The organism is Sphingobium herbicidovorans (assembly GCF_002080435.1).
GTDB lineage: Bacteria > Pseudomonadota > Alphaproteobacteria > Sphingomonadales > Sphingomonadaceae > Sphingobium > Sphingobium herbicidovorans.
In genome coordinates, this window is sequence record NZ_CP020538.1 from 2,339,145 (window position 1) to 2,352,176 (window position 13,032).

At 53.6% G+C, this 13,032-nt stretch carries 13 protein-coding genes; 4 read left to right on the plus strand and 9 right to left on the minus strand.

Going from position 1 to position 13,032, the window contains the following annotated elements; translation table 11 throughout:
• Positions 1-38: 38 nt before the first annotated feature.
• Both B6S01_RS11505 and B6S01_RS11510 read right to left on the minus strand, forming a co-directional pair.
• Positions 39-1,565, minus strand: a complete 1,527-nt coding sequence (locus B6S01_RS11505; RefSeq protein ID WP_081570378.1) for an N-acetylneuraminate synthase family protein — start codon at positions 1,563-1,565, stop codon at positions 39-41.
• Positions 1,477-2,166 carry an inositol monophosphatase family protein gene (locus B6S01_RS11510; RefSeq protein ID WP_157704816.1) on the minus strand — a complete coding sequence of 230 codons (690 nt, stop codon included), beginning with the start codon at positions 2,164-2,166 and terminating at the stop codon, positions 1,477-1,479. Before B6S01_RS11510 ends, B6S01_RS11505 begins: the two co-directional genes overlap by 89 nt.
• 445 nt (positions 2,167-2,611) lie before the next feature.
• Between B6S01_RS11510 and B6S01_RS11515 the strand changes: the two genes are divergently transcribed.
• Positions 2,612-3,025 (plus strand): hypothetical protein, encoded by a 414-nt coding sequence (locus B6S01_RS11515; protein ID WP_081570380.1) that lies wholly within the window; start codon positions 2,612-2,614, stop codon positions 3,023-3,025.
• 108 nt (positions 3,026-3,133) lie between these two features.
• Entirely contained in the window at positions 3,134-3,382 is a 249-nt protein-coding gene (locus B6S01_RS22120) for a glycosyltransferase family 2 protein (RefSeq protein ID WP_409372956.1), read from the plus strand.
• A 548-nt stretch (positions 3,383-3,930) separates the two neighbouring features.
• Here the strand turns inward: B6S01_RS22120 and B6S01_RS11525 are convergent.
• Positions 3,931-5,084 (minus strand): IS3 family transposase gene (locus B6S01_RS11525; RefSeq protein WP_094182604.1). Its coding sequence is split into 2 segments (ribosomal slippage): positions 3,931-4,826 and positions 4,826-5,084, totalling 1,155 coding nucleotides; the frame shifts between segments, so codons are not numbered across the junction.
• Between the two features lie 72 nt (positions 5,085-5,156).
• On the opposite strand from B6S01_RS11525, the gene B6S01_RS21040 reads away from it, so the two are divergent.
• Both B6S01_RS21040 and B6S01_RS11530 read left to right on the plus strand, forming a co-directional pair.
• On the plus strand, positions 5,157-5,306 hold the full coding sequence (locus tag B6S01_RS21040; protein ID WP_157704817.1) for a hypothetical protein: 150 nt from the start codon (positions 5,157-5,159) through the stop codon (positions 5,304-5,306).
• Positions 5,306-6,460, plus strand: a complete 1,155-nt coding sequence (locus B6S01_RS11530; RefSeq protein ID WP_037462655.1) for a glycosyltransferase family 2 protein — start codon at positions 5,306-5,308, stop codon at positions 6,458-6,460. The genes B6S01_RS21040 and B6S01_RS11530 overlap by 1 nt, the downstream gene beginning before the upstream one ends.
• Positions 6,461-6,566: 106 nt before the next feature.
• On the opposite strand, the gene B6S01_RS21045 is transcribed toward B6S01_RS11530, so the two are convergent.
• From B6S01_RS21045 to B6S01_RS11555, 6 genes are all read right to left on the minus strand, one after another.
• Entirely contained in the window at positions 6,567-7,403 is an 837-nt protein-coding gene (locus tag B6S01_RS21045) for a hypothetical protein (protein WP_156103314.1), read from the minus strand.
• Between the two features lie 5 nt (positions 7,404-7,408).
• Positions 7,409-8,233, minus strand: coding sequence for a glycosyltransferase (locus B6S01_RS11535; protein ID WP_081570382.1), 825 nt, complete (start codon positions 8,231-8,233; stop codon positions 7,409-7,411).
• Positions 8,234-8,263: 30 nt separating this feature from the next.
• Positions 8,264-9,460, minus strand: a complete 1,197-nt coding sequence (locus tag B6S01_RS11540) for an AbfB domain-containing protein (protein WP_037462654.1) — start codon at positions 9,458-9,460, stop codon at positions 8,264-8,266.
• The gene (locus B6S01_RS11545) at positions 9,460-10,158 is read right to left on the minus strand and encodes an acylneuraminate cytidylyltransferase family protein (RefSeq protein ID WP_051908004.1); all 699 of its coding nucleotides are present in this window, start codon (positions 10,156-10,158) and stop codon (positions 9,460-9,462) included. The genes B6S01_RS11540 and B6S01_RS11545 overlap by 1 nt, the downstream gene beginning before the upstream one ends.
• 73 nt (positions 10,159-10,231) lie before the next feature.
• Complete coding sequence (locus B6S01_RS11550) at positions 10,232-11,389, minus strand: polysaccharide biosynthesis/export family protein (protein WP_037462651.1); 1,158 nt, start codon at positions 11,387-11,389, stop codon at positions 10,232-10,234.
• The gene (locus B6S01_RS11555) at positions 11,374-13,032 is read right to left on the minus strand and encodes a glycosyltransferase (RefSeq protein WP_037462650.1); all 1,659 of its coding nucleotides are present in this window, start codon (positions 13,030-13,032) and stop codon (positions 11,374-11,376) included. The genes B6S01_RS11550 and B6S01_RS11555 overlap by 16 nt, the downstream gene beginning before the upstream one ends.

Below are 13,032 nucleotides of genomic sequence, written 5' to 3' on the forward strand. Positions count from 1 at the left end.
GGGCTCAGGAGGAGTACAGCCAAAGGTTAGAATAGATATTATTTAATGTACTTGTGATGCTCGCTGTCGTTAACGACCTTTTTATCCGACCCCATGATCATTTCTGTTTCTCGAATGTGGCCGACATATTCGCGAAATGCATTGGTGGTAAGATCAACTGCGACGGCATCGAAATGCGCCCATTCGGTATTGCCAAGCTTGACATGTTTTTCCAGCATCCGCGCGCCCGCCGCCACTGCCAAGGCAGATGCCTTCCAGCCATGGTCATGGCTAGAATAGCCAGGAACGATTAGCGGGTTTTGCTTGGACAGGTTATGATAGTGCCGGACAACACCAATATGGCAATGTTCAAGCGGCGTCGGATAGGCTGAATTGCACTGGAGAAGATAAATGCGTTCGCAATTTTTGAAAGTATCCGTGACAAAATTTTCATAGCTTTCATCCGTCATGCCAGTGGAAAGCACAACTGATCCCCTGTAATTCCTAGCAACGAAATTCAAATAGTCGCGATGATCGGAAATAGTAGATGGAAGCTTCACCATCGGAACACCGATATCCATCATCACGTGAAATGACGGTTCATCGAGCACGGATGCAAACCATCCAATTCCAAGATCGCGGCAAAGCGCATCTACAAATGAAAAGTCATCCGTGCTCAACTCCAGTTGATGACGATAATCCCGAAATGTCTTTCCGAATGGAGAGGCATAGGGCGCAGAAAGCTGTTCAGGCGTGTAGAAGCTCTCCACATCCCGCTTTTGGAGCTTGATGTAGGTCGCCCCCGCCGCCTTGCTTGCGCGGATCATCTTTTCCAGGCGGAAGCGATCACCAAAATGGTTGGTGGTCAACTCTGCCACAATATCGACGCTGGCGTCCCCGGAAGCGGCACTTTGCGACGGATGGCCATTGAGCTGTTCGGCGGTCAACGCACTGAAAGAACGATTGCCTACATGCCGAACATCCAGATCGCTGTCGCGCAGGGTATAGAGGGCATTGATGAAGTAATATTCCTGCGTTGAGATCTTCAGTGAGCGCTCATCGGAGCGGTCATGAACATAGTCGGGGGAAAGTGCCTTGCTCTGGCCCATGTCGGCATTGAAATCGAAGCCGAGCATATAGACGGTTTGCGGCCGTCCGCGAACCTGAGCGATCAGACGGGATAGTTTGAGCGCTGTGACGAAGAGTATTTCCTCGATTTCGAGGCTGTCGGTCATCATCCGCTGCATGAGCAACTCAGAGGATTCCTGCGTCAGCTGGATCAGCGGAGCATGCACGACCGTCTTGTCGCCCGCGCGAAAATCCGGCTGAGCGGTCAAGTACAGGCGCGAGCGGAAGCCAGATTGCTTCAGTCCATCTTCTACCCAGTCGCCATGAAAGATGGTGATGTCGGCCGGGGCGATCCGCTCGGCGTCATTAATGCCGATGACCAGCGAATTGGCGTAAACATGCGGATCGATCAGATCGACCGACGGCCCCTTACCCAGGATGTGGATCGTATCGGTGGCGTATGTCGACGCGATATTTTCGATGAGGCTCAAGAAATTGCCCGTGATAGTCTGCATCATTCACCCTAACTGAACAGCCATGTTCCAGCGCCAGCATCACGCCTGGCAAAAGATCCCAGGCATAGGCGCCCTTGGGATTGATGAAGCGTGCGAAGCTTCCCCGGATAACGTTGAAGAGATTATAGACCGCGCAACCCGTCACCCGATATTCGATTGCATCCCGGATACCATCGGCGATCTCCTCATTAAAGGAGGAAGAAAATCCGGTGATGCGCGAATGCAGGTTGGTGCAGGGGTCGCCTGTCATGAGATGTTCGCCAAGTTCCGGTATCATCAACAGGCTGCCCTGGTGGATTCCGTCCTTCCAGACGCCTAGTGAAACGCCCCATTCTTTAAGGCCTGAACAGAAGTTTTCCGTGCCGTCGATGGGGTCCAGAAGCACGAAATAGCCAGGATGTTCGGCGGCCTGAAAATCATAGCTTTCCTCGCCGACGAAGGTGAGGCCTGGCAGGCGGTCTTGCAAAAAAGCGTGAAGCTTGGCCTCTATATACTGGTCCGCTTCCGTCACCGGGCTTCGATCGGGCTTATATTGGATCCGGTAGCGTCGCTCCATGATCTGCGGCATCATCGCCATAATCATTAACCGGCACTCGTCGAGCAACGCTCTGATATCCATGGGAACCCTTGTGCTTTCGTGCCTAGACCGTCGATCGACGGTGCCTAATTGCTGCTGATGATGGGGTCAACGGCAGGATGGTGTTGGAAAATGGGTTAGGCGACCATGCGGCGGCCTAATGCGTCGGTCTGAGGCTCCGTGCCGGCAATTCATGCAGCCCGACGCCCCGGGGCGAAAGCTCTCTATCAGGGGCGTCTGATCGAATGCAGTTTGAGGAAATACACGGCCGGATTGGCATACCACAACCCACTCACCTTATTGAGAGTAGCCGCGTAGAATTATTGCCCAAAACTTTTTGTTTCTATAGTGCATGCCGCACAACGATCTGGAGGCCGGAACTGTATGCCTGACAATCTTTCCTTGGGTGCGGATGCTCAGGTGAATCACACCATTGCCTTGATGCAAAAGGAAAATTCAAAGGGGGCAATTCATGACGGCGCCCGCATTTCGCCTGACGCTTTTTTTTGTCATCGATCCCGAAGGAAAAGTGAAGGGGCAATTTGAGACCGGTGATGGGTGTGCGTTGAAATTATCCTATCGTATCATTGAGCCGGTCCGCTGGTTTGGTCTGCACCTTCCGGCTGGATCTTTCGACCTGAAAGGGAAAAGCATTATCGGCGTGATATGCAAGTCCCAGGCGGAGCATGCAATCACTAGTCGGCTGTGTCTCCGTTCCGGGTTTGAGGGCGGTTTTGAAGACAGCTTCCTGCCCAAGCATCTTGTTTCCTACGGAGAATCCAGTACGCATATTGATCTGATTCAGGTCGAAAAAAGCGATAATCTTAGCAAGCGCGCATTATGGCGTGAACTGATCTTGTTCTCCCTCGTACAGACACCGAGATGACTGTTCAGGAACTAAAATTCTTCGTTGTCTGATGTTCGGGGAATTGCCATGGAACTGACTCTAGTCATACCGGTGTGGAATGACCCCGACGGATTAAAGCGTCTTTTAATGCAGGTGCAGGATTTTAGCACGTTTTCAGAGATCGTCATCTGTGACGACGCCTCTGATGAGCCCATTTCATTGGAATCCGGGGAGCTTTCTTCGGCGTTCCTTGCCCGCATAACCTATTTGCGCTGCGAGCATCAGCGGGGAGCAGGGCATGCGCGCAATCTAGGGCTGCAACGGGTCTCGACAAAGCCATCTGATATTCTTCGACTCCGACGATTTGTTCGAAGACGGGTTTCTGGCAATCGTTGAGGCGCTGCGGGGTCGCGAAAGCGCAGACGATTTCGACTTCTGCATCTTTCGCCATCACGACACCCGCGTGTTGGCAACCGGCGGCGAAGGCAGCTATCCGAAGGAAGAGGGCTTGTGGAAAGCAGTGGGAGCGCAAGAAATACCCGCTGTTCTTACGCAGGACCAGGCCGCAAAACTCTGCAGCCTTGCTGCCTATCCCTGGAACAAGATTTATCGAACCGATTTCTTGAGAGCGAACGATATACGCTGCACCGAATTGCCGGTGCATAATGATCTGGAATTGCACTGGACCAGCTTCCTGGCAGCGAGCACGATCCTGTGCACCAGCACAATCGGCGCTACGCATTTCGTCATGGAGGACGGCACGCGGCTGACGAACAGAAGAGACGAGGATCGCCTCAGAGTCTTTGAAGCGTTTGACGCCGTTCAGGCTCGCATGAGCCAGATAGATCCGTACCGGCGGATCAGCTTTCTGGAGCCTTTCATGTCGTTTGCCCGTAATCTGATGACTTGGATCCGTGATGACCTGCCCCCCGCTGGTCCCGCGGTCATAACGAGAGTCCACCGGTTTGATATTCGTGCTGTCCCACCGGCACAAGCGCGCCGGGTGGGACGCTTCCATTTTGCAGGAACGCCCGGCGCGCTTGTGCCGGTGTTCGGTTCCCCAGGGATGAGTGCGGTCTGACGTTGTTATAGTCATAGCGCCAGACAGCCAGCTTGCGGCGGGCGTCGGCAAGGCTGTCGAACAGTTCCTCATTCAAGAGCTCGTCGCGCAGCGACCCATTGAACGATTCAATGAACGCATTCTGCTGCGGCTTGCCGGGATCGATGTAGTGCCACTCGACCCGGTTCTCGCTCGCCCATTTCAGGATCGCCCGGCTGGTGAACTCGGTCCCGTTGTCGCTGACGATGCAAGTCGGTTTGCCATATAGCCGCACCAGCGTGTCCAGCTCGCGCGCCACCCGCACGCCGGAGATGCTGGTGTCACCTACGAGGCAGAGGTTTTCGCGACAGAAGTCATCGTTGATCGCCAAGATGCGCAGCCGGCGGGAGGCGCCGAACGTATCGGCCACGAAGTCCATCGACCAGCGGGCGTTCGGCCGCAGCGGGACCGGCATCGGCGTTCGACTGCCGCGAGCCCGCTTGCGCCCGCGCCGGCGGCGGACCGACAGACCCTCCTCCCGGTACAGCCGGTAGAGCTTCTTGTGGTTCATGATGTGCCCCTTGCGTTCGAGCATCACGCCGACGCGCCGGTAACCGAACCGGCGACGCGCAGCGGCGATCTCGCGCATCTCCTCGCGGATCTCGGCGTGGTCGGGCGGACGTTCTCGCCGGACCGTCTTGGGATCGACGCCAACCAGCCCGCAAGCCCGGCGCTGCGAGACCTCGTAGTCCCGCATCACGCCGAGCGCTGCGTCCCGTCGCTGGCCTGGCGTCGTCAGACTTTTCCCAACAGGTCCTTCAGGATCGCGTTGTCCAGCACGCTCTCGGCGAGCAACCGCTTGAGCTTCGCGTTCTCGTCCTCCAGCTGGCGCAGCCGCCGTGCATCGGACACCTCCAGGCCGCCGTACTTGGCCTTCAGCTTGTAGAATGTCGCCGGGCTCAGCCCATGCTTGCGGCAAACCTCCGCCGTGGGGAGCCCGGCCTCCTGCTCCTTGATCATGCCGATGATCTGCTCCTCGGTGAAACGGCTCTTCCTCATTCGTCTGCTCCTTCGTTGGGGCAGACTCTACATCAAATCGAGGGAGCCAGCGGGGGGCAGGTCAGTGACAATATGGATGCCGAACATCATGACGATTTAGTCAATCGTGCTCGGCGCTTTTTCCTCACTAATCTGGATACCGATCTCATGACAATTCTCGCCTATCGCAATCCAGCGCTGGCGGGGAGTATCAACAATATTATCATTCAGGGTAGAATGTGATGGGCATCTCCTTCATCATCACGACCTATAATGTTGCTCCCTATGTGCGCCAATGCCTGGATAGCCTGGCGGCCTGTGCAAGGCCCGGCGATCAGGTCATATTGGTGGATGACGGCTCCACTGACGAGACTGCCGATCGGGTTCAGGAATTCTTTCGGGAAGGCGGCTTTCCTGAAGCTGTGCAGTGGACGCCGGTTTGGCTGGGCACCAACACATATGGCGGGGTTGGCATCGCGGGTAACATCGGCCTGGATCATGCCGAACGCGACACGGTGTTTTTCATCGACGGAGATGACTATCTGATCCCCGACGCGTTCGACCGCGCGAGGCGCGACTACGATCGTGATCGATCCGATATCTTCCTGACCAACTATGATGAGTTCGACGAAAAAAATCAGTCATTGAAGCGGCCCGCCGACAGCCACAGATGGCCCACACTCGAAAGTTCGTCACCAGGGGAACCTAGACGGATCGCGGCGCTCGCAATGATAGCGGTGCCATGGCGCAAATTCTATCGACGCTCGATGCTCGTTGACAAAAAAATTCGCTTTCCTGAAGGCGATTTCTTCTTTGAAGATAATCCGTTCCACTGGGATGTATGCCTGGCGGCGCAAAGCATTGGCTTTTCCAATCACATTGTCTGCCATCACCGCATCAACCGGCCCGGCCAGACCATGGCATCGACCGGCATTGAGCTGACGGCCTTTTTTCGTCATTTCGAAACGATATGGAATGCCATTCCAACGTCCCAGACGGAATATCAATTGCAGGCTGTCCGGTGGCTCATCGGTAATATGTCATGGCAACTTTCCCGCCTGCATCCCGAAGCGCTGAACATGTACGTAACAGCGGCGTCTGAAGCATTGGAGAAGATCAATCCTTCCATCTGGATGCATAATGCTTTGCAATCACTGCGCGGTTCAAACGCGTGGCGTTATGCAAACAGAATTCGAAGTGGTAAGGAATGGGACGTTATCGAGGCGCTTCATACTTCGCGGTCCGTCCGGCTACAGGAGGAGTTGAGTGACAGACTGAACGCATTGGAAAAGAATACGAAAGTTCAAAATGCGCATATTAAAACCATCCGAGAGACAATACAGGCACGGAAAAGCGCTGACGAATACCAATCAATACGATCTATCTTCAACAAGTGAAATTTCATATAGATCTCATCACCTATATCATTTACACGATATAATGATACATGAAATAATGGAATAAATATCCTATAATATATAGGTCAGGCGCGATGATATAAATTTATAAATCTATCCATTCAATATCGCCAGTTTTCTTTAATAAGTCGACGTGATTGTCGTATAGTTCTGCAAGATCTCTTCGTTCATCTTCGCTCCAAGGGTCAAAAGAAGACCATCGCTCACCTTTCGGGAATTTTTTCACAGACTGAGACACATCTCTCCGTGCTACTTCTCGCTCTGAGCTTATTGCAAGCAACGCTTGAACAGCTTGATGTGAGAAACCTTCTCGTTCCAAATTATCTGGGACAGCAAAATTCTGCCGCTTGATACCAGTTACGGTGGATAGAAGTTTGGCTTCGTTGCCTCTAACGTCTTCATGCTTGTAGATGTAAATTTTACTGCCGGGAACCACTCTCCTGATTCTATCCACGACATTAACCCAATTCAACTGATGCCGGTCGGAGATATAAAAATTTCTGAAGCTTTTGAATTTTGTGGATTTCAGCGCCTCGCAATAAAGAGAGGGCACATATCCAGCGTAATTTCTTATTCCAAAGTATATATCTGGACATTGGAATTCGAAAAATTCGCATATAGTGGCTAATCTATTAGATACTTCTGGATAAATCCCACTTGGACTCAGTGCATGTTGAACGAGACCCGGAATATTCTCATCAAAAACAAAGTTTAAGTTATACTCTGGATATACGGGACGAATAGTATGTCCGCGGTATAATAGTGGCCTAGTATATTTTTCGCGGAAAGCGTCGAGGGGGAGATAGCTTAATCCGTGCTCCGACAATATGGAAGATGACAATTCCAAAATTCTCTGAAGAAATGTTGTGCCCGTTTTATGTGCGCCGAGCCAAACTATCGAACGCATATTAAATCTGTCCACAGGTACTATTCCCCTTTAAGAGATATGTGAGGAAAATACTTCTTCACCTCATCAAATTCAGTATAATCCTTTCCTTTATTTATTCTATCTTTGTCTTTCTGTGACATGTCACTATGCTCATGTATATTTACAATATACGCAGGGTAACGTGAATCCAGAATAACAGGAGATTTTCTATCGACCTTTTTATGGTCGCCAACACTATAAATAGTACGAACGGAATTTGTATGGCCGTCGCTATTGCTCGATGAAACGAGCGCAAGTCCAAGTCCTATCATAGGATTAAATTGAAGCTGGTAACCCTTCAGTCGCCCATTGGAGTAAAATCCACGGTAGCCTCTGGAAAATGAGAGGCAGAATCCGTCAAAATTTCTGTTGATATACGGAGACATTTGATGAAGAAAGTCTTGAGATAGTGCGTCATCATCATCTAATCTCACTGTAGCATATACACTGGGTCGTTCTGAAGCAGACAAAATCTCCTCTAATAAATAATTTTCCATTGCTTTGATATAATCTTCTTCGATATCTACATCAATTATACGAAAATGATCTTGATGGCATAAATTATAAAGGAATTCCTTATGGATGCTGGGCATTGATGAAGATGTAAATATCATAACCTTCACGTCAATATCGTCAGGCTTGTTATCGATCATGTTTTTTAATGATGGGAGAGTGTGCGTGGAGAATAAATTCTCTCTTTCTTTCATGCGCTCTTTGCTAAACAAGTGATTTTCATAATCTACAAAATCAGACCTGCTAACTATCCATGCCTTATTAACCTTGGATATAATACTATAACGAATTATGATATAAACCATCTTCATGGTGAAACGCCTTTGCGTTGAGAATATATTTTAAATAATATCATCGGCTAGCATCGCTGCTCCGATAGCTGCCTTCATACTTGAAAGCTCTTTGAGCATAAGATTATTGGAAACTCGTTGTGTCAAACGGCTTTTTTCCGGGTAAACGCGGAAAGACGAGAAATAAGCGCTAAATACGCCCTCGGCGGGGCGAAGCTTATATCCGCTGAACTCATCCAACGCGGTGATATACTTGCCTTTAGCGTTGACAGAGCGAAAGCATGCCCACTCTTCTTTCGCAAAAGAGGGTTCAATGTGCCAAGTGGAATCCTTCTCAAATTGCGGGGAGCCGTCATCTGGTTCAAGGCGGACCACGTTGTTTTTGTGCCTGATATATTTGTCGCCCGCCTCATTCATGAGGCGATATGCGCCATCCTTTTCGACCAGGCGGATAAGGCCGGTCCCGAGGACAACGTAATGGCCGTTAACACTGCGTCCGAAATCGCGCCGGACTGCGGAAGGCTTCACGGCCTCTAGGGCGATCTTTTCCAGGGCAAATACGACGCCGCCCGGAGAGGCGTTGAAGGTTTTTACGCCGCGCTTGAGCGCCAGCGCTGCCGTTCGCTCATGCAGATGATACATGTGGGAAGGGTGCGCGGCCGCATAATTCTTTTCGTTCCCAAAAATATGCGTGCTGGGAAAGCTGGCGAGTGCCCCATCCAAGCCTAGAACGTAAATCTCTTTAAAGCCTAAATAGCTTGCGAATGGAATGGCTAGATCCGTTATGACAGATCCTGCAAAGTTGACTGTCCGCAGCCTGTCATCGAATTCGTCGATCTTCCAAACATCCCGAGTGAGGCCATTGCCATAGTCAACATAATCAATGTCGTGATATATATTGAGCGATGATATCTTGTCAGCACGGCGTTCAGCAATCTGTTTTACAGTTATAACCTTTATTTGTGTTCTAAGCCAGTTTTCGTAATCAAAACGTCGGTTGTCTACCACGCAAATCACATCCGGGACGAAATTCGTCCGCAAAATATTATTGGTGCCGATTACGAACTCGTCCTTCAGAAACTCAGGATCCACCTTTGCCAGGCTAGGGCCGAGACCGAGGATAAAGCATCGTTCATTCTTCATAATCTTTTTTGAGATTCGGCCATCAAGACCAAAACGGCGAACGCGCAATTCACGAGGATCACTGTAGCTGGGAAACACCAAATCTTCCTTGCTGGAATGGCTCATCAAACTGACGGGGAGGGGATCGAATTATCTGTAATCCACTGCTCGGTTTTCTTCAGATCTTCAAGATGGTGAACATCAAGGCATCCTTGCGTCAGATAGGGTCTGATGCGATTTCCCATGCAGGGCCATGGGCCTTGGCCCTCAGGATGGCATACGGCCGTTCTGCCGCGAACGACCCAAAAGCTATGGTCGAAGAAAACCGCCTGCGGCAATTCCTGGCGGTTGGCCGACGCAGGGCCGGGCACGAACGGCTGCAGGGTCCCATCATCCATGACGCGTTTGGAGCGCATGGGATGATATTCCTGATTTTCATGGCTTGGAACGACTGCCGTCAGGTCGGGATTTGCCAGGAGGATATCGATGCAATCATCGATCATGGTTTCGCTGATTGTGCCGACATTTGCGTGCTGGATGACAAGAACATCGACTGGAATGCCATCAGCTTCAATGATGTCCAGCGCATGACGCACAGCATCGCAGCTTTGAGCGGTGGCAGAGGCCAGATCGTCAGGTCGGCGGATTTCATTGTAGCCCATTTTCGCAGCTGTCTTGAGGATGGCGTCGTCGTCGCTGGAAATGTAATAGTCGTTGATATGGCGGCTCCGCCTAGCAGCTGCAGCGCCCCAATGCAGAAGTGGGTGGCCGTGAACCGGGAGAATGTTCTTGTTGGCGAGGGAGCTTCCCCCGCGCCCGATCATGAGAGCGCAAATCCTCATTTCAATAGATGTCCTCGCGTCATTTCCTAGCAGCATCGGTCGTTCAGAAGCAGCATCAAAACGCCCGACTAACCGCCATCACGGGCAGCACGGTTGATGCGATGATGCCAAAGAAGCGCTGGAACTCCGCCACAGGTGAGTTGGACACGTACAGCACGTCCCGGTCCTTCATCGCAAAACGCTGCATCGCGAAATAGGTGGCCGGATCCTTCATGTTGATGCGGTAGATGACAGGAATGCGCCCCTGTTCGTCTTGCGCCGCGTTCATCGCGCCGCCGGGGACGGAGCGAGGGTCGGCCCAGCGGAACAGGAACACGCCCTTCGGATCGGCGCGGCGGTCCTCAAGTCCTGCTACGCGTCCCAATGCCTGTGACAGGGTGATGCCGCGCGCCTCGAAATTGACTTCCTGATTGCGGCCGGCTGCGCCCAGCGCGGTGAAGCTGAAGGGCTGGAACACCGCTGTCACGACGTCGCCCGCCTGCAGCACGACATTCTCCCGCGGATTGGCGATGATGTCGGACAGGGGCATGCTTTCCACCTGGTTCCCGCGCGTCAACTGGATCACCATCTTGTCGACGGGCTGCTTGGTGCCGCCTGCGCGGGCGATGGCGTCCAGGAGCCTTTCTCCCCTTGGTGTTAACGGCATGAGCGAGTTGGTGGCGACTTCGCCCACGACCGTCACCTGAGTCGATGTGTTTTGTGCAAGGCGTACGGTAACCTGCGGCATATGCGCCTTGCCCGATAGCCGCCTGACGATCTCGCGCTCGATTTCCGGCAGGGTGCGGTCCTCGACATGGATGCGGCCAGCATAGGGCACGGTGATATCGCCTGTCGGCCCAACCTGCATTTCGGGAAGGGCAGTGGTGTTCGCCACGCCAAGCGAGGTCGTGCTGCCGAGGCTTGTCCCGAACAACGCTGCGGGCGGCGCTTCCCAGATAAGTACCGACAATATGTCGCCCTTGCCGATCCGCTGCCCTGTCGGCTGTGCCTGAGGCATGTCGTCGGCAAAGCTGTTTCGAACCTCCTGCGCATGGATCTGCCGGGCTACCTGATCCGTGACATCGATGACGCGGACCCCCTGAATGGTGCCGTCGCCTTCGATCTTTGCGATGCGGCCCTTGCCGGGGCCGACCGAGGTATCGAAACCCGCGCAGCCGGAGAGCAACGCGAGCGAGGCGACGGAGACCAGGGCATTGGCTAGATAGGATCGCATGATTTTACACTCGTCGCTTGAATCTGTTGGGAAGGAGCAATGCCGTCATCTGGATGACTTGCAAAGCCCTTGTCGTGCGAAGGCGCGTTCGCGGGCGAAGATATCGACAGGTAATCACGCCAGAAACCCGCGCTGGAAAGCCGATTGATCGCGTCGGGATTGGACCGGCGGCGCCAGCGCAGCGTAACGATAGCTGAAAGCGCGCATGCAGAAAGGATAATGATGCTTCGCCAGCTGTGATCTCGAGCCATGCGTCCGACTAGTGCCGAATGATCCTCACCGGACCAGCTTGCCAGATGGGATGGGCCCTTGTTGAAAGCCTCCACGCCCTCCACGATGGCGCGCGCCCGAGCAAAATCGCCCCCCCTGATCGCGTTGGCGAAGCTGCCCCAGGCCGAACGCGCTAGCCGACGCCGGGAAAACAGGCCATGCGCTTCATTCAGGAACAGCATGTTGCGGCGGTCATAAAAGGCCTGCCACGGCTGAACTTTGGGTTGGAAGGGAAGGTGCCAAACCGCAACGCCGGGCCATACGATCGTCGGGAAGCCAGCACGGGACAGGCGAAAGCCGAACTCGACATCGTCGCCCCGGATGAATAGCGGCAGGGGCAGGCCGCATTGTCTGACTGCCGCGACCGGGAAGGCGAAACACCACCATCCGTTGAAATCCGGCTTGTGATTAAGCGCCACGAAGTCGCGCCCGGCGTCGGTGGTGACATCCTCGCACCCCTCCGGTGGCGCGATATTGATGATTGCTGGCCGGCCGGGATTGATCTGGTCCCCGCAGGTGAACAGCTTGGTTGGCGCGTGGATGTCCAACATCGCGCCGCCGATGCAATGCCGCTCCCCGGCGTAGGCAAGGATGGTGGCGATTCGGGCCAGCAGCAATGGCTGTGCCTTTATGTCATCGTCCATCAGCAGGATGTGCGTGACCTGCGGATCGTCCAGGCTTTCGATGATGCCGCGGGTGAAGCCGCCGGCTCCGCCGAAATTGGCCTGATCGATAAAGGTGAACAGCGTTTGTGACCCGCCCCTCGAGATTATCCGCTTCTCAAGGCCCGGAGGCCCTTGGTTGATCACGAACAGCCGATGCAGAAAAGCGGGCGCGGCCGAGATCTGTGCGAGATTATCGGCGAGCATCTCTTCCTGGTTGAATGTGCAGATGACGCCAGCGATCCGGACATCGCGAACACCCGGCGTGGCGGCGCTCCAGTGCAGGTTGCGAAGTCCTGCGCCTGCCGACAGGTGAAGAACGGCTATCAGATAGCTTGCATCTTCATCGCTGCCCGGCTGTTGCAAGACGATCGGAATTGCGATGGGCTGCGCCTTGCCTTCGCAATCGACCTCGGCGAGTGCCTGCTCCTCACCGGTCAGTGCATTTCTCCGCCGGATTTCGATCCGCGCCTTGCCCGTCAGCGTGGCCGTTAAGGCAATTTCGGTGAGGCTGGTGTAACGGCCCCAATAGCTTTCGGGAAAGATGTCGAACAGCCGATCGAGCCGCAAGGCTGTCGCGCTCCCGGCTTGGACCGCGCCGCTATCCAAGGTGGCGTCGGATGTCGTCTCGTAGGAAAGCTGCTCCAGCCCGTCCAGAAGGGAAAAAAGAGGAAAGGCAAAGCGGCCAGTCGAATTTGGCGATCCGGTCAT

Bases quoted from the DNA above. Each gene is read 5' to 3' on its own strand.
- B6S01_RS11505 (WP_081570378.1), bottom strand. From the start codon at position 1,565: ATGATGCAGACTATCACGGGCAATTTCTTGAGCCTCATCGAAAATATC.
- B6S01_RS11515 (WP_081570380.1), top strand. From the start codon at position 2,612: ATGACGGCGCCCGCATTTCGCCTGACGCTTTTTTTTGTCATCGATCCC.
- B6S01_RS22120 (WP_409372956.1), top strand. From the start codon at position 3,134: ATGCAGGTGCAGGATTTTAGCACGTTTTCAGAGATCGTCATCTGTGAC.
- B6S01_RS21040 (WP_157704817.1), top strand. From the start codon at position 5,157: ATGGATGCCGAACATCATGACGATTTAGTCAATCGTGCTCGGCGCTTT.
- B6S01_RS11530 (WP_037462655.1), top strand. From the start codon at position 5,306: ATGGGCATCTCCTTCATCATCACGACCTATAATGTTGCTCCCTATGTG.
- B6S01_RS11535 (WP_081570382.1), bottom strand. From the start codon at position 8,233: ATGAAGATGGTTTATATCATAATTCGTTATAGTATTATATCCAAGGTT.
- B6S01_RS11540 (WP_037462654.1), bottom strand. From the start codon at position 9,460: ATGAGCCATTCCAGCAAGGAAGATTTGGTGTTTCCCAGCTACAGTGAT.
- B6S01_RS11545 (WP_051908004.1), bottom strand. From the start codon at position 10,158: ATGATCGGGCGCGGGGGAAGCTCCCTCGCCAACAAGAACATTCTCCCG.
- B6S01_RS11550 (WP_037462651.1), bottom strand. From the start codon at position 11,389: ATGCGATCCTATCTAGCCAATGCCCTGGTCTCCGTCGCCTCGCTCGCG.
- B6S01_RS11555 (WP_037462650.1), bottom strand. From the start codon at position 13,032: ATGACCGGATCGCCAAATTCGACTGGCCGCTTTGCCTTTCCTCTTTTT.